Origin of the sequence: Halobellus sp. Atlit-38R (assembly GCF_003665925.1) — an archaeon.
Lineage (GTDB): Archaea > Halobacteriota > Halobacteria > Halobacteriales > Haloferacaceae > Haloquadratum > Haloquadratum inordinatus.
In genome coordinates, this window is sequence record NZ_QXIJ01000006.1 from 56,817 (window position 1) to 76,914 (window position 20,098).

Genomic DNA, 20,098 nt, shown 5'->3' on the forward strand with positions numbered 1-20,098 from the left:
CGAGTCGCAACTCTCCGCGTACGCTCGGCATCGTCGACCCTGTCTTTACTGTTAGACAATCGTCGACACCGCTATCGACAAAACAATAAGCGAACCACGAGATGGGAGAGGTATGACTGCCGTCGGCATCGACGCCATCGAACTCTGGTCTGGGAAACTCCGTCTGGACCTCGCGGAAACGTTCGCGCCAGTGAAGGGCGAAGACCCCGGAAAGTACACGAAAGGCATCGGCATCGAGTACTCCTCGCTGCCCGACGTCTACGAGGACATCGTCACGATGGGCGCGAACGCGGCCAAGCAACTGATGGACCGGAAAGGGCTCACGCCCGACGACATCGGTCGCATCGACGTCGCGACCGAGTCCGCCTTCGACAACTCGAAGCCCGTTTCGACGTACATCGCGGGCTGTCTCGAACAGGTGTACGACGGCGACTTCCACCACGCGAACAAGGGCGAGCGGAAGTTCGCCTGCCTGTCGGGCACGCAGTGTCTCGACGACGCGTACAACTGGATCCGCGCGGGGCGAAATCGCGGGCGCGCGGCGCTCGTGATCGCGACCGACACGGCCCTCTACGAGCGCGGTGACCCCGGCGAGGCGACGCAGGGCGCGGGTGCGGTCGCGATGCTCATCGACGAGGAGCCGGACATCGTCGCGCTCTCGACAGAGCAGGGGTACGGCAGCGCCGACGAGACCGACTTCCTGAAGCCGAATCAGCAGTTCCCGAGCGTCGACGGCAAGCGCTCGATTCAGGTGTATCTCGCGCGGATGCGCGAGGCCCTGGAGGACTACGAGTCCGTCGCCGGCGACACTCACCCCGAGGACTTCGTCTACTTCCCGTTCCACACGCCGTATCCGGGGATGGTCCGAAAGGCCGCGCTGCTCGGCTACCGGCACATCACGCGCGACACCGAGATCGAGGACGCCCTCGCCGACGACATCGGGATGCAGCCGCGCGAGGAGAACTACGAGACGCGCGAGGACTACGAGGAGGCGATCCGCGCGTATATGGACGAACTGAAAGGGACGCGTCAGTACCAGGAGTGGTACGAGCAGGCGATCGAGCCGACGATCCAGGTCTCCGGGCAGGTCGGCAACTGGTACACCGCCTCGGTGCATCTCGCTCGGCTCTCCGCGCTCCGGGCGGCCGCCTCCGAGGACGTCGACCTCGCGGGCGAGAAGATGCTCGTCGGCTCCTACGGCTCGGGCGCGCAGGCGGAGATCCACGCCGAGACCGTCCGCGACGGCTGGCGCGAGGGCGTCGAGGGTCTCGACGTCGATGCGCAACTGGCGGACCGCTACGACCTCTCCTTCGAGGAGTACGAACTCGTCCACGACGTCCACAACCACCAGAAGGAAGTCGAGGTCGAGGAGTTCACCCAGCCAGAGGGCGAGTTCGTCTTCACCGGTTGGGGCCGGATGAACGAGCGGCGCTACGAGTACGTCGAATAGGGCGCTACGAGGAGCACGGATCGGCGGCAGCGACTGTTCTTTCTCTCGCGGTGACCGCAGTCGAGTACCTACGGGAGTCGCCGCAGGTCGTCGAGCATCTCGTCGAGATCCCGGTTCGAGATCGCGAGCGAGAAGCCGTCGATCGTGGCGAGCGCGGGCGCGTGCTCCCAGAGGTCGTCCTCTGTGAGGCCGTGGAGGATGACGGCGTTCGGCGTCGGATTGACGACGCGCATCGCGACCAGCGGCGACTCCCCGCGGGTGACGCCCGTGAACACCAGCGCGCGCGAGGTCGACTGGCCGTAGAGGCGGTAGAACTCCTCCGAGGAGAGGCGCGTGATCGCTTCGATGCTGTTGATGACGGTGTGGCCGCTGATCCGATCCTGATCGCCGCGGACGAGTTCGGTCGCGTCCATCGCGTCGTACAGCGTCTCCAGCGGGATGGACGTCGGATACTCCCGGAGGTCCTGGACGATGTCGCTCTCGAACCCCGCGGAGATGACGCGAGCGTACTGGCGGATGCGACCCCCGCCCCGAGATTCGTCGATGTCGAGGAGCGCCTCGACCATCCGTCTGACGACGCCGATGCCGGGGCTCTCGCGGCGGCCACTCTCGTAGTCGGAGATGACCGACGAGGAGACGTCCAACTGTTCGGCGAGCGCCGTCTGTGAGACGTCGAAGTCCGTGCGCCACTTGCGAAGCGTCGCGCCCGGATCGTCACTCAACGTAATTTCGCCCGCGATTCGCCGCGCGAGATCCTCTCGAGGGACCGTCGTCACGGCTTCCAGCCCTCCGCGATCGACCGCTCACGATACATACTGCTGGGAACTGGGGGAGGCGGCCGCAAAAGCGTATCGAACGGGGGGTTCGACGAACGCCGAGAATACAACGGCTCAGTCGGATCCAGAACACCACCGTTGGGGGCCGAACGGCGAATCAACTCCGCACGAACGTTCAAGTCTGGTCGGGCGTAGAGTACCGTCGTGCCATCGACGCTCGTCCACGTCGCGCTCGCACTCCTCATCGCCGCCGCGCTCCTCGGCGAGGAGTTCGACGGTCGGAGCGCACTCGTCGTCGCCGCCGCGACTGTGCTCCCCGACCTCGACGTGGCGCTCGAACCGGTCCTCTCGGGCGCACACCGCTCTGTCGGTCACACGCTGCTCTTCCCTGCGGCCCTGTTCGCCCTGCTGTGGTGGGACGCCCGACGCGGCGCCGACTCGGTCGTCCGCCAGCGATACGGCGACCGCGGGCTCCGAGTCGCGTTCGTCGCGGTCGGCTGCCTCTTCGGAGCCGCGATCGTCCCCGACCTCGTCGTCGGGGGCGTGAACGCGTTCTATCCACTGCACGACACCTTCTACACGGTCGACGGGCGACTGTTCTACTCGACGGACCGCGGGTGGGTCCAGACGTTCGTCGATCTCTCACCACCCGAGACGGAATCACGGCGCACGACGGAGAACTTCGCGTTCCGGACGGTGTTGGACGCCGAGCCGACACTCGGCCTCGAACCCGTGAGTGGCGACGGGAGCAGCGACTCGGGAGGACCACAGCGCGTCGAGCGCATCTTCCCGGTGGCGATGACGGGCTTTCGCGCGTGGTTGCTCCCGCTCTCGGCGTTTGTGACCGCCGTCCGACTGTGGCAGGTGCGGCGCGGTGCCGAAGCGGGCGCGGACGCCGAGGAGTGATCAGACGGTCGAGCCTTCACCACCGGTTCGACGGAGATGGCAGCGTTCTTGCGCTCCGGACGTCGAGTGAGACTGATGACCGAGCAGGCAACGTCGGCCGACGCCACGATCAGATCGTACGACACCGAGACCGACCGCGACGCGCTCTGGGAACTGAAGCGCGGGTTCGAGCTCGGAATCGGCGCGGACACCGGTGGCGAGGAGAAGGGTGCCGTCTACGAGGAGAAACTGACGGCGGAGTACCGTGAGCGCTGGCTCGCGTGGGTCGACCGCTGCGTGGACGAGGATCCAGACAGCGTCCGCGTCGCCGTCGGCGAATCAGGAGCCGCGGAAAACGGTGCAAACGGCGACGGCGACGTCGTCGGCTACGCGTTCGTCCTCCCGGAGTCGCTGGCGTTCGTCTGGGACGCCGCGGTCCTCAACGAGATCTTCGTCGCCCCCGACTACCGCGGAACGGGCGTCGCCGACGCGCTGATGAACGCCGCCGTCGAGAGCGCGCGTGCCCAGGACCTCCCGCTCGATCGGATGGTGCTCGACGTGGACCGCGAGAACGACAGAGCACAGGCGTTCTACGAGCGATACGGCTTCGAGCACTGGGGCGAGATGGTCGCCCGCGATCTGTAACGCGGAGCGATCCGGAACGCAGATTCGGCGCTTCACGCACGCTCGGGCGTGGCGAGCGCACCGAGCGCCCCGCCGAACGTGCCGAAGACGAGCGGGTAAACGAGCCCTGCGAGCAGAATCGCCGTGACTAGCGTCGGTCCGGCCGTGGCGTCGCCGACGTCGACGGCGAAGAGGAACGCGCCGACGACCGCGAGCGGGAGATAGCCGAGGATGACCGAGGCGCCGCCGACCGCGCCGGCCATCGGCGTCTCGGACCGGCCCAGGGCCGCCACGAGCGCCCCCGCGAGTGCCAGCGCGACCGGCGGGAGGACGAAGAGCGCCGCCGAGAACGTGTCGCCGCGCCCGACGAGGTTCACGGCCGTCGAGCCGAACAGCCCGGGGATCTCGCTGGTGACGAAGTGTGCGTTGTAGAACACCCAGCCGACCAGTTTCCACGTTCCGGGCTCGCCCGTGGCGATCTCTAGAACCCGGGCCGCAAGCGAGTTCGAGATCTGCTGGCCGGTCACTGCGTACGTGAGCGCGTACGAAACGAGATACGCGAGGACGCCGCCCAGCGCGGCGATACCGAGCGTTCGACCGTCCGGGGCGTAGCCTCGCCGCGACGTCGGTGTCGACTCGGATCGTGCCATCGGTTCCACGTGAGAGTACTCCTATAGGTGTCTTGTGGTCGAGTGAGACGCCGACGAACCGCCGTCGGCAAGCATCCGGTTACTCGATTCCGGTCGCCGGTTTCTCGCGGCGGCCGGTGATCTCTTCGGGGCGCAACCGATAGAGCGTGTACTCCAGTTCCCGAGGCGGTTCCTCGTAGATGGTGAAGAACGGGATGTCGATCGAGCGGATCGCCTCGACGACCGTCCCGTCGATACTCGCTTCGGGGATCTCCACCAGCGGGCCGCGGACGACGACGGACTCCCAGCCGCTGTTACCCTCGGCGGTGACGACGAGCGCGGCTCGATCGGAGCTGGCGAGGTACTCGCGTTTCTCGGAGTCGGTTCCGAACCCGAGGCGGAGATACACCTCGCCGGCGTTGGCGTCGTACCCGTAGGAGACAGGAATCGCGTATGGGTCGTCGTCGCTGGCGAGCGCAAGCACGCCGACGCCGCCCGTCCCGAGCAGTTCGTCGATCGCTTCGCGGTCAAGCACGACAGCGCTCTCGTCTGCGGACATACGTGATAGTAGGTGCCACGGAACCATAAACTGTCGCTCGGTTATAACAAAAGGAAGCCGTTCGGGAGCCGGCACCGACAGCGCGTGATCTGCGCGGTGCCACCCCGCAACCACTAAACGGGCCTCGCTCCTTCCACCGGTAATGACGGACTGGACCGAACGGTACCGCCCGACGACGCTGTCGGAGGTCCGCGGCAACAACAAGGCCCGCGACGCCCTGAAAGAGTGGGCCGACACGTGGGACGACCACCGCGAGCCGGTCGTCCTCCACGGCGCGCCCGGCGTCGGGAAGACCTCCGCCGCCCACGCCGTAGCGAACGATATGGGCTGGGAGGTCGTCGAACTCAACGCCTCCGACGAGCGGACGGCAGACGCCATCGAGCGGTTCGCCGGACGGGCCTCGCGGAACGCGACGCTCGCCGGGTCGGTCGGCGGCGACAGCGGCGGTCGCCAACTGGTGATAATGGACGAGGCCGACAACATCCACTACCAGTACGACCGCGGCGGCAAGCAGGCCGTCACGCGCCTGCTCAAGGAGGCCAACCAGCCGATCGTCCTCATCGCCAACGAGTACTACGATATGTCGAACGGGCTGCGGAACGCGGCCCAGGAGATCGAGTTCCGCGACGTCTCGGCGCGCTCGATCGTCCCGGTGCTCCGAGACATCCTGCGGAAAGAAGACATCGAGTTCGAGGAGGAGGCGCTCGAACGGATCGCCGAGGCCAACAGCGGCGACCTCCGCGCGGCGGTGAAGGACCTGCAGGCGACCGCCGACGGGAAGTCACGGGTCACGCTCGAAGACGTGACCACGGGCTCGCGGAACCGCGCGGTCGGGCTGTTCGAGTTCCTCGACGCCGTGCTGAAAGAGAAGCCCGCGAAGGAGGCGCTACAGACCGCATACGACGTGGACGAGACCCCCGAAGACCTTCTCAAGTGGGTCGAAGACAAGGTCTCGCTCGTCTACGAGGGCGAAGAACTCGCCCGCGCCTACGAGTTCCTCGCGAACGCCGACGTCTGGACGAGCCGGGTCTATGCGACCGACTACGACTACAGCTGGTGGCGCTACGCGACCGACAACCTCGCCGGGGGCGTCGCGGCCGCACGCGACCACACTCGCGGGGGCTGGACGCGCTACGGCGGCGCCCCCTATCGGTCGACGCGGGACGCGACCCGCGACGAGGTCGTCCGCTCGATCGCCGAATCCGGCGGCTTCTCGATGTCGACCGCTCGGCTCGACGTTCTGCCCTTCCTCGCGGCGATGACGCACCACTGCAAGCCCAGAGAGCTGACCGTGGCGATGGCCGCCTGGTACGATCTCGACGAGGCGGCCGTCTCCTACATCACGGGGAGCGGCGAGACGACGAACAAGGTGCAGTCGATCGTCGAAGACGCTGCCGACCGCCGAACCGACGAACTCGAAGCGCACGCCGGCGGGGCGTTCGCCGGCGGCGACCGAGGAACTGGCGCCGCCGAGCCCGGCGACGGGAGCGCCGGTGCGGACGCGAGCAACGGCGAGGGCGACGACTCCCAGCAGACGCTCGGCGCGGACGTGCTGGACCGCGACGAAACCGAGCCCGGCGACGGGGCCGACGAGGCCGACGCGGCGGACGACGACGGCCAGGCCGGACTCTCGGACTTTATGTGAGTTCGGCGGTGCCGACCCACGTCGCCGCCGCGTCGAGTATCGGTCCGCCGAACGCGGTGAGTGGAGCGAGGAGCGCACCGACGACCACGGCGGCCAGGCTTCGGGTGAGAAGCAATCCGACGAGCGCGCCGCCGACGCCGCCGAGCGCGTAGCCGGCCGTCGCACACCACAGCCCACGTTCTCGCGAGGTGTCACGGAACAGTACCGTCACCAGCGCACCGAGCGCGATCGGGAGTCCCTCGACGACGGCCGCGACGAGGAGCCCACCGAGGAGCACGCCGGCCGTGAATCGGACGAGACCGACGGTCGCACCGATCGGCGCGTCCTGGATTCCGACCGGCGAGCCAGCGGCGAGTGCGCCGACAGCAGCCAGGATCCCGACCGCGTGAACACCGACGAGCGTCCAGGTGAGACGTCGTCCGAGAACCGTCGCGACGAGGAGGCTCAGGCCGGCCAGAAGCGGCAGGACGACGAGCGTCGCCGCCGCAGCGAGGAGGAGGACGAATCCGGGACCGGGGACGTTGGTCACGGGCGACGCTACGGAGAGCGCCGGTAAGTGCTTTCCCGCAGTTCGTCGCAGAAAGAGAGGACGGCAGTCCCGATCAGAGCAGTTTCGAGAGGAACTGCTCGCCGCGGTCGGTTCGCGGGTTCTCGAAGAACGACTTCGGCTCGCCGGTTTCGACGATCCGGCCCTCGTCCATCAGGACGATTCTGTCGCCGACCTCGCGCGCGAAGCCCATCTCGTGGGTGACGACCATCATCGTCATCCCGTCGTCTGCGAGCCCGCGCATCACTTCCAGTACTTCCCCGACGAGTTCGGGGTCGAGCGCGCTCGTCACTTCGTCGAAGAGCATCACTTTGGGGTCCATCGCGAGCGCCCGCGCAATCGCGACGCGCTGCTGTTGGCCGCCAGAGAGCTGATTCGGGTAGGAGGCCCCCTGTTCGAGGAGGCCGACGTCTTCGAGCAGTTCTTCGGCGCGAGTCCGAGCGGTCTTCTCGTCGATACCGCGGACCTTCCGCGGTGCGAGCGTGATGTTCTCAAGTGCCGTTTTGTGCGGGAAGAGGTTGAACGACTGAAACACCATCCCGATGCGCTGTCGAAGCCGGTTGATGTCCGCGTCGGGGTCGGAGATCGACCGCCCGTCGAGGCGGATCTCACCAGCCTGGATCTCTTCGAGGCGGTTCGCACAGCGCAACAGCGTCGACTTCCCGGACCCCGAGGGGCCGACGACGACGCACACTTCGCCGTCCTCGATGTCGAGTGAGACCTCCTTGAGGACGTGCGTCTCGCCGAAGTACTTGTCCACGTGGTCGAACTCCAGGAGGGCGTGGTCCGCAGTCATTGGGACTCACCCCCCCAGTCCGAACGGGCTTCGAGGTACTCGACGAGGCGACCCATCGGAATCGTGATCGACAGGTACGCGATCGCGACCAACACGAGCGGCGTCCACGGGTCGAACGTGGCGCTGTTGACGTCGCGGAACTGTTGGATGAGTTCGGGAATCGCGATAACCGTCAAAAGCGAGGTGTCCTTCACGAGGATGATCTGGTCGTTGCCGACCGCCGCCAGCGCGTTGCGCCACGCCTGTGGGATGACGACTTCGCGCATCGCCTGCACGTATCCCATCCCGAGCGAACGCGCGGCCTCCATCTGTCCGTCTGGCACCGCACCGATCCCGCCGCGGACCGCCTCGCCGACGTACGCCGCGTGATTCAGCGTCAGCGAGATGATCGCCGTCGGCAGCCCCCAGTTCGAGATCGGGAACGTCCCCGGCCACAGCGTCGGGACGCCGAAGTAGACGACGAAGATCTGAAACAGCAGCGGCGTCCCGCGGAAGAACTGGACGTAGGCGGCGGAGATCCCGCTCGTGATCCGTGTCTTCGAGACGCGCGCGAGACCGACGAAGATCCCGGACGTCACAGAGAGCACGCTCCCCGTGACGACGATGCCGAGCACCAGCCCGTAGGCTCTGATGAACTGCGGGAAGATCGTCGGGATCAGCCCGTAATCGACCTGGACGGACAGGATGTACAGAACGAGCAAGACGACGCCCAGCGCGAACAGACTCGACAGTCCGACACCGAGATACTTCAGCGTCTGATCGTCGAAAAACCCGTCCGCGGTGGCGTTGGCTTCGGCCGGCGCGCCCGAGTATGAATCTGCCATAGTTGGGACGAAATACAGATCTGTCGAGGGTTATCCCGAGAAGTACTCCGAGTAGATCTCGTCGTACGTGCCGTTGTCCTTGATCGTCGCGAGCGCCTCGTTGACGCGCTCGCGGAACTCGTCGTCGTCCTGGCGGAACGCGATACCGTAGTTCTCGACGGTGAGCGTCAGGTACGGCGGTGCTTCCTGTCCGCTCTCGGCGGCCGCGCCTTCGCCTTCGAGGAACACCACGTCGTCGCGTTCGTTCGCGAACTCGGCGTTCACGGTGTTGTCGTTGATGATGGCGTTGACCTGGCCGTTGATCAGGGCCTGGAACGCGCCGGAGATCTGGTCGTACTTCTTGAGGTCGAGGTCGCCGTCGAATTCCTCTTTCAGCTGTTCGGCGGCGTTGGCACCCGTCGTGCCCTTCTGGACGCCGATCGGCTGTCCCTGAAGATCCGCCTTCGAGGAGATCGAACCGCCCTCGCGGACGATAACCGTCTGGTAGGCGGTGAAGTACGGATCCGAGAAGTCGACTTCCTGCGCCCGCTGGTCGTTGATCGTCATCGCGGACATAATGATCCGGAAGTTGTTGTTGTTGAGCGAGGGGATGATCGAGTCGAAGCTCGTCGGCTTGAACTCGTAGTCGATCCCGAGCTGGTCTTCGAAGACCGCCGCCGCGATGTCGACGTCGAAGCCCGTCAGTTCTCCCGAGGTCGTCTCGTACTCGAAGGGACGGTACGGGATGTCCGAGCCGATGACGACCTTCGAGGGGACGGCCGACTCCGTCGTCGTCGCCTCGGTGTCACTCGATTCCGTCGTCGACGACCCGCTGTCTCCGGAACTCGTTTCAGTCGCCTCTCCACCAGACCCGCCGCCGGTACACCCGGCGAACAGCCCGCCGGCGATGACGCCGGCACCAGTCTTCACGTAGGTCCGTCTGTCCATAACACCGTTGAGTTACAGAGAGGAATATAACAACGTGTCGTTTCGGTATACGTCCGTTCACCCAACTAACGGCTTTTCGACCGCTCGTAGGGCAAAGTTCGATCCGGCGGCGACGTCGTGCGATTAGTCCGGCCGCCCCTCGCCGTGAGGCGATTGGAGAGGCGTAGCCGGCGCAGTCGGCTGAGTACCTCGTAGGGGCGTCGCGCCGGGTCGATCGAGTCGGCGTCGCGGGTCAGTCGCTCCCGGGAACGCCGCGCGAGCCCGCCGAGTCGGCACCGCGTCGAACCGTGTACCACGCGACGGCGACGAGTCCGAGCGCGGCGAGGCTGCCGGCGATCGAGACGTACTGGAGCGTCCCACCGTACACCAGCCGACCGACGACGAGCAACGAGACGACGACGAGCGCGGCCGCGCCAGCGAGTCGGCGAACGCGACGTGACGCTCGGGCCGCGTCCGTGCCGGCCGTCGGCGACGACCACACGGCCGTAGCGAGGAGCGCGGCGTAGGTACCGAGCCCGAGGAGGTAGTAGGCGGCCTGTACGGGCGGGCCGAACGTGACGAAGGCGTGCGGCGTCAGTGCGAGGAGGACCGGAAGCAAGAGCCCGGCCGTGGTGAGCGACTTCCGCATCCGATCGTAGCTCGCGCCCGCGGATCCGTACGTCCACGCCGCCGCCAGTGCGACGCCGGTGAAGATGATCGACGCCGTGCTGAAGTGCGCCAGCAGGATCGCCCACTGGTAGGTCTTCACCGTGAGCGCGCCGAGGATGATCTGCGACGGAAGCAGAATCGTCGCACCGGCGAGCGCGAGGCGAACGCGTCGGTCCGCGCCCTCGCGCCACGCCAGGATCGTCGTCCCGAGGACGAGGAAGCCGGTGATCATCGCGACGAGTCGGTGGAACCACTCGATGAAGCTACTCCAGTTCGCCGGGAACAGTCCGAGGAATCCGTCACACAGCGGCCAGCGGCCGGCGCAGGTCAGCCCCGCGCCCGCCGCCGCAGTGTACACGCCGAGCACCATCAGAATGCCCGTGAGCGCGGCTGAGATGCCGACGAGCCGACGGAGACGTGTGTCCATATCCACGGCTCGGGACCGGAGACACTTGAATCGCTCTCTCGGCGGGCGAGACCCTCGGTCGACCGTCGGTGACGAACGATGTGACACCGAGGCCGCGACGGTTTCGACACGTTTCAAGTCGCGGCGGCGGTACCCGGAGGTATGACCGACGAGACGCCGCCGACTGCGGCTCCGAACGACGACGCAGACCGGGATCGAACGCAGGAACACCTCGATCACCGCCGCGAGCGACTGACCGAGTTTCTCGACAGCGAGGGACTCGACGCGATCTGGTTCGGTCAGCCGAACTCCTTCGCGTGGCTGACGACGGGCAGCAACGTCGTCGACCGCGACGCCGACGTGGGCGTCGCCGCCGCCGGCTTCACCCGCGACGACGGCTTCGTCGCCGTCACCACCAACATCGAAGCCGAACGGCTCGCCGAGGAGGAACTGCCGGCGCCGTTCGATGTCACGTCCGTCCCGTGGTACGAGTCATCGCTGGCGTCGGCCGTCGCAGACGCGACCGCGGGTGCGGGCGCGGCCGACTTCGCCGTCCCCGGATTCGACGAACTCGACGCGAGTCGGCTCCGTCGCCCGCTCTCTGCGACGGACGTCGAGCGGTACCGAGCGCTCGGCCGCGACGTCGCCGACGCGCTCGAACGCGTCGCGCGCGAACTCCAGTCCGGCGACACGGAACACGAGGCCGCCGCGGGACTCCGCATCTCGCTCGCAACGCTGGGGATCGAAGCGCCCGTGACGCTCGTCGGTGGCAGCGAGCGCGCGCAGACGTACCGCCACTTCACGCCAACCGGTGCACAGCTCGGCGACTACGCGCTCGTCTCCGTGTCCGCCGAGCGCGGCGGACTCTACGCCAGCGCGACCCGGACGGTCGCGTTCGACAGCGCGCCGGCGTGGCTCGCGAGCCGTCACGAGACGGCGATGCGCGTCGAGGCGTCGGCACTCGACGCGACGCAGCGCGCAGCCGGGGGCGGTGAGAGCAGCGGCACAGCCGGCGACGTCTTCGACGCCATCACGGGCGCGTACGACACACTCGGCGAGCCCGACGAGTGGCGAAACCACCACCAGGGCGGCGCGACCGGCTTCGACACGCGTGAGTGGATCGCGGCACCCGAGAGCGACGAACCGATCGAGGCACCGCTCGCGTACGCGTACAACCCGACGGTTCGCGGCGCAAAGTCCGAAGACACCGTGCTCGTCACCGAAGACGGGGTCGAAGTCCTGACGAGCACCGGTGAGTGGCCCACCCGCTCTGTAACGTCCGCCATCGACGGGTCGGCGTTCACCGTCGAGCGGCACGACGTCCGCACGCTCTGACGCCGGGCGGGGGACACTCTCCGGAGTGGCACGCCGGCCGTCGTAGCGAGTGACCAATCCGTACGTCGTCTGTCGAATGGCGCTTCGACAGATAGCTTTTTTTGTGCAGCTATCCTCGCCGCCGCTATGGGACTTGACGACGACGCGAGAGAGTATCACCGCGAGGAGCCGCCTGGGAAGATCGAGATCTCGACGACGAAGCCGACGAACACCCAGCGTGACCTCTCGCTGGCGTACTCGCCGGGCGTCGCGGCCCCGTGCCGCGACATCGACGCGGACCCGACGCGCGCCTACGAGTACACCGCGAAGGGGAACCTCGTCGGCGTCGTCTCGAACGGCAGCGCCGTCCTCGGCCTCGGCGACATCGGCGCGCAAGCGTCCAAGCCCGTGATGGAGGGGAAGGGCGTCCTGTTCAAGCGCTTCGCCGACATCGACGTGTTCGACATCGAACTCGACCTCGACGATGCCGACGCGATCGTCGACACCGTCCGGGCGATGGAGCCGACGTTCGGCGGCATCAACCTCGAAGACATCAAAGCCCCCGAGTGCTTCGAGATCGAGTCGCAACTGCGCGAGGAGACGGACATTCCGATCTTCCACGACGACCAGCACGGGACGGCGATCATCTCCGGCGCGGCCCTCCTGAACGCGGCCGACGTCGTCGACAAAGCGCTCGAAGACCTGAACGTAGTCTTCTCCGGCGCGGGCGCGTCCGCGCTCGCGACGGCTCGCTTCTACACCTCCCTCGGCGTGCAGCGAGAGAACATCGTGATGTGTGACTCCTCGGGCGTCATCGGGACCGACCGCGAGGGGCTCAACGAGTACAAAGCCGAGTTCGCCTCCGACACCGACGACGACACGCTCGAAGAGGCGATGGCCGGCGCGGACGTGTTCGTCGGCCTCTCGGTCGGCGGCATCGTCTCCCAAGAGATGGTCGCCTCGATGGCGGACGATCCGATCGTCTTCGCGATGGCGAACCCCGACCCCGAGATCAAATACGAGGACGCGAAGGCCGCCCGCGACGACACTGTGATTATGGCGACCGGGCGCTCGGACTACCCGAATCAGGTGAACAACGTCCTCGGGTTCCCGTTCATCTTCCGCGGCGCACTCGACGTCCGCGCGACGGAGATCAACGAGGAAATGAAGCGCGCGGCCGCGAAAGCGCTCGCAGAACTCGCCCGACAGGACGTGCCGGACGCCGTCGTGAAGGCCTACGGCGACCAGCCGCTCCAGTTCGGCCCCGACTACGTCATCCCGAAGCCGCTCGACCCCCGCGTCCTCTTCGAGGTCGCGCCCGCGGTCGCGAAAGCGGCGATGGACTCCGGCTGTGCTCGGAGCGAGGTCGACCTCGAGGCCTACGAGGAGCGCCTGGAGGCGCGCCTCGGCAAGTCCCGCGAGATGATGCGCGTCGTCCTCAACAAGGCGAAGTCCGACCCCAAGCGGGTCGCGCTCGCGGAGGGCGGCGACGAGAAGATCATCCGCGCGGCCTACCAGATGCAAGAGCAGGGGATCGCCCAGCCGATCCTCGTCGGCAACGCCGAGGAGATCGCAGAGACCGCCGCCGACCTCGGCCTCGAATTCCAGCCCGAGATCGTCGACCCGCGCAGCGGCGACTGGGACTACTACGCCGACCGCCTGTACGAACTCCGGCAGCGCGAAGGCGTCACGGAGAACGAGGCGCACGAGCTGATCCGCGGCGACAGCAACTACTTCGCCAGCGTGATGGTCGAACAGGGCGACGCCGACGCGATGCTGACGGGGCTGACCCACCACTACCCCTCGGCGCTCCGCCCGCCGCTGCAGATCATCGGCACCGCGCCGGACGCCGACTACGCGGCCGGCGTGTATATGCTGACGTTCAAGAACCGCGTCATCTTCGCGGCCGACACGACGGTCAACTTCGACCCCGATTCGGACGTGCTCGCGGAGATCACGAAGCACACCGGCGAACTCGCCCGGCGGTTCAACGTCGAACCGCGCGCGGCGATGCTGTCGTACTCGAACTTCGGCAGCGTCGAGAACGCGAGCACCCGGAAGATCCGCGACGCCGTCTCGATGCTCCACGCCGACGACGACATCGACTTCCCCGTCGACGGTGAGATGCAGGCCGACACCGCCGTCGTCGAGGACATTCTGGAAGGCACCTACGACTTCTCCCAGCTCGACGAGCCCGCGAACGTCCTGGTGTTCCCCAACCTCGAATCCGGGAACATCGGCTACAAGCTCCTCCAGCGCCTCGGCGGCGCAGAGGCCATCGGGCCGATGCTCGTCGGGATGGACAAGCCGGTGCACGTCCTGCAGCGCGGCGACGAAGTGAAAGACATCGTCAACCTCGCCGGCGTCGCCGTCGTCGACGCACAGGAGTAATCGCGCCACTGCGGGCGCGTTCGTACTTCGGTCAGTCGCTCGCGCGATTCTCGAACCGCGACGGCGGCGGGAACTGCGGGTCGTTCCCGTCGCGGACGTCGTCGGCGACGCCCGTCTCCCCTGTTCCGGTGTCGATCGGGTCGGGGAGGACACAGCGGTCCGCGCGCCGGTTCACGTGCGCGTAGTCCTGCGGCGCGTTCGCGAGCGGGTGTGCGGGATTCTCTCGGCCGTCGATCCGCGCCGCTCGGAGTTCCTCGAAGCCGGCGATGCGGGCGCGGATGCCGCGCCAGTGGGACTCGCTGCCCGGCGGGATCCGCTCGACGCCGTGCGGTCGCCACTCGGCGTCGCCGCCGGCTCCGGCCAGCACTTCGCTGTTGACTGCGGCCGCGAGGTCGTCGTGGTCGACGAGGACGCCGACGCGGGCGTTCCCGGGCGTCCGGGCCGCGAGCACGTCGAGGCCCAGATGGAGCGCGCGATATTCGGCGACGTTGTTGTTCGGCGCGGTGTCGGGCAGGGAGACCCGCGCGACGCGGGTCCCGTCCCGGGTCTCGATCACGGCACCGAGGCCGCCGCCGGCACCGTCGCGACGATAGGACCCGTCGGTCGCGACGTAGAAGTGTCGATGGTGGGTGCGCGGCGGATGCGCGATGTGCGGCGTCGGAGAGTCGTCGAACAGGTCACGGAGCGTCGGACGGCCGTGAGCGGCCATACCCCTGCTAGCCAACGCGGATTCTTAAATATATCCTCGATAACGGTGCGAGCACAGATAAAGCAGACTCGAACAGGTGGGTGCAGTCCATCGAGTTCTCGCGCCCGGTCGGGACACGGAAGTCGGCTCCAGCGCGGGCCAAACGCTTAGACGGCGACCGGCCAATACTCCCGTATGGCTCAGATCCAGACGCTGACCGCTCGCGATCTGATGACGACCGACGTGGAGACGGTGTCGGTCGACGACGACGTGAGCGAGGTGCTCAGCCGACTCGCCCGCGCGGACTTCAACGGCTACCCCGTCGTCGACGAGGACGGCTCGCTCGCGGGGATCGTCACTCAGCACGACCTCGTCGGGCTGTTCCAGACGCAGGACCGGACGCTGTGGATCCCCGTCGGCTTTCCGCCGTTCTTAGAGACGCTCACCTACGCGGTCGACGTCTCCTGGGACGACCTCGACCTCGGCATCGACCTCCTGCGGAACACGAACAAGCCGATCAGCGGGGTGATGACGTCGGACGTCGTGACCGTCGAGCCCGACGCGTCGATCGACGAGATTCTGGACCTCCTGGCCGACGAGGAGCGCGACATCAACCGGCTGCCGGTGCTCGACGACGGCGAACTCGTCGGGATCGTCGCCCGCCAGGACGTGATCCGCGCGATTCGGGACGAGCGACGCGCCACCGGGGCGGGAGCCGAAGCCGGCGAGTCGGGCACGGAGTGAACGTCGGGAGAGCGAAACGTTGAGGGCGGCCGCCGCCGCACCTTCGCTGTGACCCGGTATCGAAACCTCCTCTTATTCGTCCTCCTCGCGGCTGCGTGGGGATCCGCGTTTATGGCGATCAAGGCGGGCCTGGAGTTCATCCCACCGGTGCTCTTCGCGGCGCTCCGGTACGACGTCGCCGGCCTGTTGATGCTCGCGTACGCGTTCTACGCGACCGACCAGCCGATCCCACAGACGCGCGGCCAGTGGGCTGTCGTCGGCATCGGCGCGACGCTTCTCATCGCGGGGTACCACACGCTGCTGTTCATCGGCGAGACCGACCCGGCCGTCACCTCGGCGGCGGCCGCAGTCATCGTGAGCCTCAGTCCGGTGTTGACCACGGGGTTCGCGCGCGTTTTTCTCCCCGAGGAGCGGCTCACGACCGTCGGCATCGTGGGGCTCTTGCTCGGCCTCGTCGGCGTCGCGATCCTCTCGAACCCCGATCCGAACAACCTCCTCACCGGGGGGGCGGTCGCGAAACTGCTCATCTTCGGCGCGGCCGCGGCGTTCGCGCTCGGGTCGGTATTGACGACTCGGATCGACGCCTCGCTGCCGATCGAGACGATGGAAGCGTGGTCGATGGTCGGCGGCGCGCTGATAATGCACGGCGTCAGCGTCGGCATCGGCGAGTCGTTCGCCGACGTCGTGTGGACCGTCGAATCGATCGCGGCGCTCGCGTACCTCGCGCTCGTCGCCAGCGCGCTCGGCTTTCTCGTCTACTTCGATCTCTTGGAGCGCCTCGGAGCCATCGAGATCAACCTCGTCTCCTACGTCGCGCCGGTGTTCGCCGCGCTCGCCGGCTGGGCCGTCCTCGACGAGGTCCCGACGACCTACACCGTCGTCGGCTTTCTCGTGATCTTCGTCGGGTTTCTCCTCCTCAAGCGGCGGGCGATCCGCGCTGAGCTGCCGCGGCTCAGACGGCTGGTCCGCTCGTAGCGTTCGCGACCCACACAGAAGACGTCCGCTCGCTTCGGGCTACAGTTCGACGTCTTCGGTGTGGAACGCACCCTCGTCGACTTCGGGGTCGTACTCCTCGATCGCGGTGAGGACCATCTCCAGCGTCGCCGTGGGGCTCCAGCGGGCCGTGTTGATCGAGAGGTCGTAGAAGGACTGATCCGACACGTCGATGTCGTAGTAGGATTTGTACCGCCCGGCCTCGCTGACCTCGCGAACCCGCATTTCGGCTTCCATCTCTTCGCGGTCCCGCGTGCGCTCGACGCGCACCTCCTCGGGGGCGTCGAGCCAGATCCGGAGGTCGGCGCGGTTGCCGGCGAGCCAGCCGGCGAGCCGCGATTCGAGGATGAACGGCTTGCTCGACGCGCCCCACTTTTCGGCGATCGTGCGGAGGCGACGGTCCAGCGCGCGGTCGATCTCGTCGGTCTCGTCGGTCTTCGCGATGAGTTGTGAGAGCGACAGGTCCCGCTCGTCGGCGAGGTCGCGGAAGATGTCGCCGCCGGAGACGTAGCCGCAGTCGAGCGCCGACGACAGCCCCTCACAGAGGGTCGTCGCGCCACAGCCCGGCGGTCCCGAAACCGTGATGAAGAGGTTGCTGTCGACCGACCGCGCCGTCGGGACGTCGTCGTCTGTCATAGACGTTCGGGACTTACCGCCTGAGCACAAAAATCCGCGGGACTGAGAGGCGCTTCGCCGTTCGAGAGCACGTCACGAGGCGGTCCTCACCACGGGCACCGTACACACGGAGGGGGTGAGGCTCACCGTGCTACCATCGACGACGGTCGACCAGGTATGGGGACGGCTGCTCGCACTTATGAGGCACCATCGAAGGGTTAGATCGGAGTATAAACCGTCTCGGTGCCTCTTAGCCCGCCGTGAAACGTATTAGCCGGCGGCTTCTCGCGTGAACGATTATGAAGTGACGGGAACGCTCTGGCGGCTATATGACCCCCGATGCTGTAATAGTGATCGAGGTGTCCCCGTAAATGTCGAACTCCCACCGCCCGTTTGGTTCCGAGCGGATCGGTCGCATCCGTGAGGTGATCGAGTCGCCGCCGGCCTCCCTCCAGGCCCCGATCAAGTTTCTCGCTGCACCGGTCCGGTTCGTGTCGTTCTGGGCCGCCGTTGCCCTCCCGTTTCTGTATCTGCCCCTTCTCGCCGGCGGCCTCGAAGGAAGCGAACCGAACGCGTTCGTCGCCCTCCTCGCCGTGAACGCTGTCGCGCTCGTCGTGGGACACAGCTACCACACCGACAGCGACGCCCGGTGATAGACGACGGATAGTGGGGGTCGTCCTCGCCATTTGTTCTGACTCGCCCGTCCTGGATCGCCAAGACCGTCGAGAGCGACTCGCGACTCCTCACAGCACAACCTCGCTAGTCCGGACCGTCGCAGCAGAACCGTCAAAGGTTACGGCACGGCGCGCGTGGATTCGATATGACCGAGACACACGATTCGTCGGAATCAGATCCATCCGACGATTCGGCGGCGTACGTCGCAGAGCTGCGAGCGAATCGCGAGGAGAAAGACGAGTTCTTCGGCTCGCACCCGCAGTCGCCGATTCCCCCGGAGCACCGCGATTCGTTCGACGGGCTGGTGTACTTCGACCCCGCGCCGGAGCTCCGCGTCGAGGCGACGGTCACCGCTCACGACGACCCCGAGCCGGTGCCGATGGAGACGACCGCCGGCAACGAAGTTCGCTACGTTCGCGTCGTCACCTTCGCGTTCGAACTCGGCGGGGAGACCCACCAGGTCCACGGCTACAAACAGCGTCCGGACGACGACGAGGAGCCGATCTTCGTCCCGTTCCGCGACAAGACGACCGGACAGGAGACCTACCGCGGCGGGCGGTACATCGAACTGCATCCCGAGGGCGACCTCGCCGACGACGAGACGGTCGCGCTCGATTTCAACCTCGCGTACACCCCCTTCTGCGCGTTCAGCGAGACGTTCGAGTGTCCGCTCCCACCCGAGGAGAACTGGCTGGAGACGGCGATCCGAGCGGGCGAGCGCGACTGGTCGCCGTCCGAGTGAGCGGGTAGTCACGGTCCCGCGCCGTCGTGAGTCCGCGGCGCTCGAAAGCCGCGGGCGACGAGGGGGCGAAAGGTGTTTGGTGCGCACGGACGACCCACAGGTATGGACCCGCGAATCCGCGAACACGCAGGGATCGTCGCCGACCACTCGGCCGACATCGAGGCCGGCGACCGCGTCGTGATCAGCGCGCCGGCCGCCGCAGAGGACCTCGTGGTCGCACTCCACGAGGAGTGCGCCGACAGAGGGGCCCATCCCGTCTCGCTGAACAGCGACTCGCGTGCGACGCGGGCGTTCCTCCGCAACCACGACGGCGACTTCGAGACGCCGGAGCACCTGCTCGCGATGTACGAGGAGATGGACGTCTACATCGCCGTCCGCGGCGACGTCAACGCCACCGAGACGGCCGACGTCGCCCCCGAGCGCAACGCTGCCTACCGGCGCGCGATGAAGCCGGTCCTCCAAGAGCGGCTCTCGAAGACGTGGTGTCTCACGCAGTATCCCACGTCCGGGAACGCCCAGCTCGCGGGGATGAGCACCGAAGCCTACGAGGGGTTCGTCTGGGACGCCGTCAGCCTCGACTGGGAGGCCCAGCGCGAGCACCAGGCGCAGATGGTCGAGATCCTCGACGAGGCCGACGAGATCCGGATCAAGTCGGGCGAGGAGACCGACGTGACGATGCGCCTCGCGGGCAACAAGACGCTCAACGACTTCGGCGAGAAGAACCTCCCCGGCGGGGAAGTGTTCACCGCGCCGGTGCGAGACTCCGTCGAGGGCGAGGTGTACTTCGATATGCCGCTCTATCGCCAGGGTCGCGAGATCGAAGACGTCCGCGTCCGGTTCGAGGACGGCCGCGTCGAATCCTACAGCGCCGGTCGGAACGAGGACGTGTTAGACGGCATCTTCGAGACCGACGAGGGGGCGCGCTACCTCGGCGAACTCGGGATCGGAATGAACCGCGCGATCGACCGCTTCACCTACAATATGCTGTTCGACGAGAAGATGGGCGATACGGTCCATATGGCCGTCGGTTCGGCGTATCCGGACACCGTCGGCGAGGAGAACGAGCGCAACGAGAGCGCCGAGCACGTCGATATGATCGTCGATATGAGCGAGGATTCGGTCATCGAGGTCGACGGCGAGGTCGTCCAGCGCAACGGGACGTTCGTCTTCGAGGACGGCTTCGACGACGCCTAATATCGCGCTGTCTCGCCGACAGCCGC

21 protein-coding genes are annotated in these 20,098 nt (G+C 67.0%); 11 read left to right on the forward strand and 10 right to left on the reverse strand.

All coding sequences use genetic code 11. The features are described from left to right. The first annotated feature begins 112 nt into the window (after positions 1–112). Positions 113–1,450: a hydroxymethylglutaryl-CoA synthase gene (gene hmgB / locus D3D02_RS09950; RefSeq protein WP_121569833.1), complete on the forward strand. Its 1,338-nt coding sequence runs from the start codon at positions 113–115 to the stop codon at positions 1,448–1,450. 68 nt (positions 1,451–1,518) lie between these two features. Here hmgB and D3D02_RS09955 read toward each other — a convergent pair whose 3' ends face one another. Beyond that, a complete protein-coding gene (locus tag D3D02_RS09955) occupies positions 1,519–2,226 on the reverse strand; it encodes a helix-turn-helix domain-containing protein (protein WP_121569834.1) in 708 nt (235 codons plus the stop codon). A gap of 204 nt (positions 2,227–2,430) precedes the next feature. Between D3D02_RS09955 and D3D02_RS09960 the strand changes: the two genes are divergently transcribed. Together D3D02_RS09960 and D3D02_RS09965 are read left to right on the forward strand one after the other, a co-directional pair. After that, on the forward strand, positions 2,431–3,132 hold the full coding sequence (locus D3D02_RS09960; RefSeq protein WP_121569835.1) for a metal-dependent hydrolase: 702 nt from the start codon (positions 2,431–2,433) through the stop codon (positions 3,130–3,132). A 75-nt stretch (positions 3,133–3,207) separates the two neighbouring features. Then, on the forward strand, positions 3,208–3,756 hold the full coding sequence (locus D3D02_RS09965) for a GNAT family N-acetyltransferase (RefSeq protein ID WP_121569836.1): 549 nt from the start codon (positions 3,208–3,210) through the stop codon (positions 3,754–3,756). A 32-nt stretch (positions 3,757–3,788) separates the two neighbouring features. Here D3D02_RS09965 and D3D02_RS09970 read toward each other — a convergent pair whose 3' ends face one another. Both D3D02_RS09970 and D3D02_RS09975 read right to left on the reverse strand, forming a co-directional pair. Then, positions 3,789–4,385: a transporter gene (locus tag D3D02_RS09970; RefSeq protein WP_121570003.1), complete on the reverse strand. Its 597-nt coding sequence runs from the start codon at positions 4,383–4,385 to the stop codon at positions 3,789–3,791. Positions 4,386–4,464: 79 nt separating this feature from the next. Beyond that, the gene (locus D3D02_RS09975) at positions 4,465–4,923 is read right to left on the reverse strand and encodes a pyridoxamine 5'-phosphate oxidase family protein (RefSeq protein WP_121569837.1); all 459 of its coding nucleotides are present in this window, start codon (positions 4,921–4,923) and stop codon (positions 4,465–4,467) included. A 142-nt stretch (positions 4,924–5,065) separates the two neighbouring features. Here D3D02_RS09975 and D3D02_RS09980 point away from each other — a divergent pair, with 142 nt between their 5' ends. After that, positions 5,066–6,568, forward strand: coding sequence for a replication factor C large subunit (locus D3D02_RS09980; RefSeq protein ID WP_121569838.1), 1,503 nt, complete (start codon positions 5,066–5,068; stop codon positions 6,566–6,568). Here the strand turns inward: D3D02_RS09980 and D3D02_RS09985 are convergent. The 5 genes from D3D02_RS09985 to D3D02_RS10005 form a co-directional block, all read right to left on the reverse strand. Beyond that, entirely contained in the window at positions 6,561–7,097 is a 537-nt protein-coding gene (locus D3D02_RS09985) for a hypothetical protein (RefSeq protein WP_121569839.1), read from the reverse strand. The two genes, D3D02_RS09980 and D3D02_RS09985, sit on opposite strands and share 8 nt — an antisense overlap. Positions 7,098–7,170: 73 nt before the next feature. Beyond that, positions 7,171–7,911 carry an amino acid ABC transporter ATP-binding protein gene (locus D3D02_RS09990; RefSeq protein ID WP_121569840.1) on the reverse strand — a complete coding sequence of 247 codons (741 nt, stop codon included), beginning with the start codon at positions 7,909–7,911 and terminating at the stop codon, positions 7,171–7,173. Next, the gene (locus D3D02_RS09995; RefSeq protein WP_121569841.1) at positions 7,908–8,735 is read right to left on the reverse strand and encodes an amino acid ABC transporter permease; all 828 of its coding nucleotides are present in this window, start codon (positions 8,733–8,735) and stop codon (positions 7,908–7,910) included. The genes D3D02_RS09990 and D3D02_RS09995 overlap by 4 nt, the downstream gene beginning before the upstream one ends. 30 nt (positions 8,736–8,765) lie before the next feature. Then, positions 8,766–9,662, reverse strand: coding sequence for a basic amino acid ABC transporter substrate-binding protein (locus D3D02_RS10000; RefSeq protein WP_121569842.1), 897 nt, complete (start codon positions 9,660–9,662; stop codon positions 8,766–8,768). A gap of 232 nt (positions 9,663–9,894) precedes the next feature. Continuing rightward, positions 9,895–10,737, reverse strand: a complete 843-nt coding sequence (locus D3D02_RS10005; protein WP_121569843.1) for a COX15/CtaA family protein — start codon at positions 10,735–10,737, stop codon at positions 9,895–9,897. A gap of 141 nt (positions 10,738–10,878) precedes the next feature. On the opposite strand from D3D02_RS10005, the gene D3D02_RS10010 reads away from it, so the two are divergent. Together D3D02_RS10010 and D3D02_RS10015 are read left to right on the forward strand one after the other, a co-directional pair. Next, positions 10,879–12,051 carry a Xaa-Pro peptidase family protein gene (locus D3D02_RS10010; RefSeq protein ID WP_121569844.1) on the forward strand — a complete coding sequence of 391 codons (1,173 nt, stop codon included), beginning with the start codon at positions 10,879–10,881 and terminating at the stop codon, positions 12,049–12,051. Between the two features lie 126 nt (positions 12,052–12,177). Beyond that, on the forward strand, positions 12,178–14,421 hold the full coding sequence (locus D3D02_RS10015; protein WP_121569845.1) for an NADP-dependent malic enzyme: 2,244 nt from the start codon (positions 12,178–12,180) through the stop codon (positions 14,419–14,421). Between the two features lie 31 nt (positions 14,422–14,452). Here D3D02_RS10015 and D3D02_RS10020 read toward each other — a convergent pair whose 3' ends face one another. Then, positions 14,453–15,130, reverse strand: coding sequence for a reverse transcriptase-like protein (locus tag D3D02_RS10020; RefSeq protein WP_121569846.1), 678 nt, complete (start codon positions 15,128–15,130; stop codon positions 14,453–14,455). A gap of 174 nt (positions 15,131–15,304) precedes the next feature. Between D3D02_RS10020 and D3D02_RS10025 the strand changes: the two genes are divergently transcribed. Both D3D02_RS10025 and D3D02_RS10030 read left to right on the forward strand, forming a co-directional pair. Beyond that, positions 15,305–15,853 carry a CBS domain-containing protein gene (locus D3D02_RS10025; protein WP_233560634.1) on the forward strand — a complete coding sequence of 183 codons (549 nt, stop codon included), beginning with the start codon at positions 15,305–15,307 and terminating at the stop codon, positions 15,851–15,853. A 48-nt stretch (positions 15,854–15,901) separates the two neighbouring features. After that, entirely contained in the window at positions 15,902–16,828 is a 927-nt protein-coding gene (locus tag D3D02_RS10030) for a DMT family transporter (RefSeq protein ID WP_121569847.1), read from the forward strand. A 39-nt stretch (positions 16,829–16,867) separates the two neighbouring features. Here D3D02_RS10030 and cmk read toward each other — a convergent pair whose 3' ends face one another. Further along, a complete protein-coding gene (gene cmk / locus D3D02_RS10035) occupies positions 16,868–17,482 on the reverse strand; it encodes a (d)CMP kinase (RefSeq protein ID WP_121569848.1) in 615 nt (204 codons plus the stop codon). 350 nt (positions 17,483–17,832) lie between these two features. Between cmk and D3D02_RS10040 the strand changes: the two genes are divergently transcribed. The 3 genes from D3D02_RS10040 to D3D02_RS10050 all read left to right on the forward strand — a co-directional run bounded on the left by D3D02_RS10040 (position 17,833) and on the right by D3D02_RS10050 (position 20,072). Next, the gene (locus D3D02_RS10040) at positions 17,833–18,114 is read left to right on the forward strand and encodes a hypothetical protein (RefSeq protein ID WP_121569849.1); all 282 of its coding nucleotides are present in this window, start codon (positions 17,833–17,835) and stop codon (positions 18,112–18,114) included. A gap of 167 nt (positions 18,115–18,281) precedes the next feature. Then, positions 18,282–18,878, forward strand: coding sequence for a DUF1684 domain-containing protein (locus D3D02_RS10045; protein ID WP_121569850.1), 597 nt, complete (start codon positions 18,282–18,284; stop codon positions 18,876–18,878). 102 nt (positions 18,879–18,980) lie between these two features. Continuing rightward, entirely contained in the window at positions 18,981–20,072 is a 1,092-nt protein-coding gene (locus tag D3D02_RS10050) for an aminopeptidase (RefSeq protein WP_121569851.1), read from the forward strand. Positions 20,073–20,098 lie beyond the last annotated feature (26 nt).

What these genes read in the sequence shown, in the direction of transcription:
- D3D02_RS10015 (WP_121569845.1), top strand. Translation starts at nt 12,178, where the DNA reads ATGGGACTTGACGACGACGCGAGAGAGTATCACCGCGAGGAGCCGCCT.
- D3D02_RS09975 (WP_121569837.1), bottom strand. Translation starts at nt 4,923, where the DNA reads ATGTCCGCAGACGAGAGCGCTGTCGTGCTTGACCGCGAAGCGATCGAC.
- D3D02_RS09995 (WP_121569841.1), bottom strand. Translation starts at nt 8,735, where the DNA reads ATGGCAGATTCATACTCGGGCGCGCCGGCCGAAGCCAACGCCACCGCG.
- D3D02_RS10025 (WP_233560634.1), top strand. Translation starts at nt 15,305, where the DNA reads ATGGCTCAGATCCAGACGCTGACCGCTCGCGATCTGATGACGACCGAC.
- D3D02_RS09980 (WP_121569838.1), top strand. Translation starts at nt 5,066, where the DNA reads ATGACGGACTGGACCGAACGGTACCGCCCGACGACGCTGTCGGAGGTC.
- cmk (WP_121569848.1), bottom strand. Translation starts at nt 17,482, where the DNA reads ATGACAGACGACGACGTCCCGACGGCGCGGTCGGTCGACAGCAACCTC.
- D3D02_RS10050 (WP_121569851.1), top strand. Translation starts at nt 18,981, where the DNA reads ATGGACCCGCGAATCCGCGAACACGCAGGGATCGTCGCCGACCACTCG.
- D3D02_RS10020 (WP_121569846.1), bottom strand. Translation starts at nt 15,130, where the DNA reads ATGGCCGCTCACGGCCGTCCGACGCTCCGTGACCTGTTCGACGACTCT.
- D3D02_RS10005 (WP_121569843.1), bottom strand. Translation starts at nt 10,737, where the DNA reads ATGGACACACGTCTCCGTCGGCTCGTCGGCATCTCAGCCGCGCTCACG.
- D3D02_RS09990 (WP_121569840.1), bottom strand. Translation starts at nt 7,911, where the DNA reads ATGACTGCGGACCACGCCCTCCTGGAGTTCGACCACGTGGACAAGTAC.
- hmgB (WP_121569833.1), top strand. Translation starts at nt 113, where the DNA reads ATGACTGCCGTCGGCATCGACGCCATCGAACTCTGGTCTGGGAAACTC.
- D3D02_RS10010 (WP_121569844.1), top strand. Translation starts at nt 10,879, where the DNA reads ATGACCGACGAGACGCCGCCGACTGCGGCTCCGAACGACGACGCAGAC.
- D3D02_RS09965 (WP_121569836.1), top strand. Translation starts at nt 3,208, where the DNA reads ATGACCGAGCAGGCAACGTCGGCCGACGCCACGATCAGATCGTACGAC.
- D3D02_RS10045 (WP_121569850.1), top strand. Translation starts at nt 18,282, where the DNA reads ATGACCGAGACACACGATTCGTCGGAATCAGATCCATCCGACGATTCG.
- D3D02_RS10000 (WP_121569842.1), bottom strand. Translation starts at nt 9,662, where the DNA reads ATGGACAGACGGACCTACGTGAAGACTGGTGCCGGCGTCATCGCCGGC.
- D3D02_RS10040 (WP_121569849.1), top strand. Translation starts at nt 17,833, where the DNA reads ATGTCGAACTCCCACCGCCCGTTTGGTTCCGAGCGGATCGGTCGCATC.
- D3D02_RS09970 (WP_121570003.1), bottom strand. Translation starts at nt 4,385, where the DNA reads ATGGCACGATCCGAGTCGACACCGACGTCGCGGCGAGGCTACGCCCCG.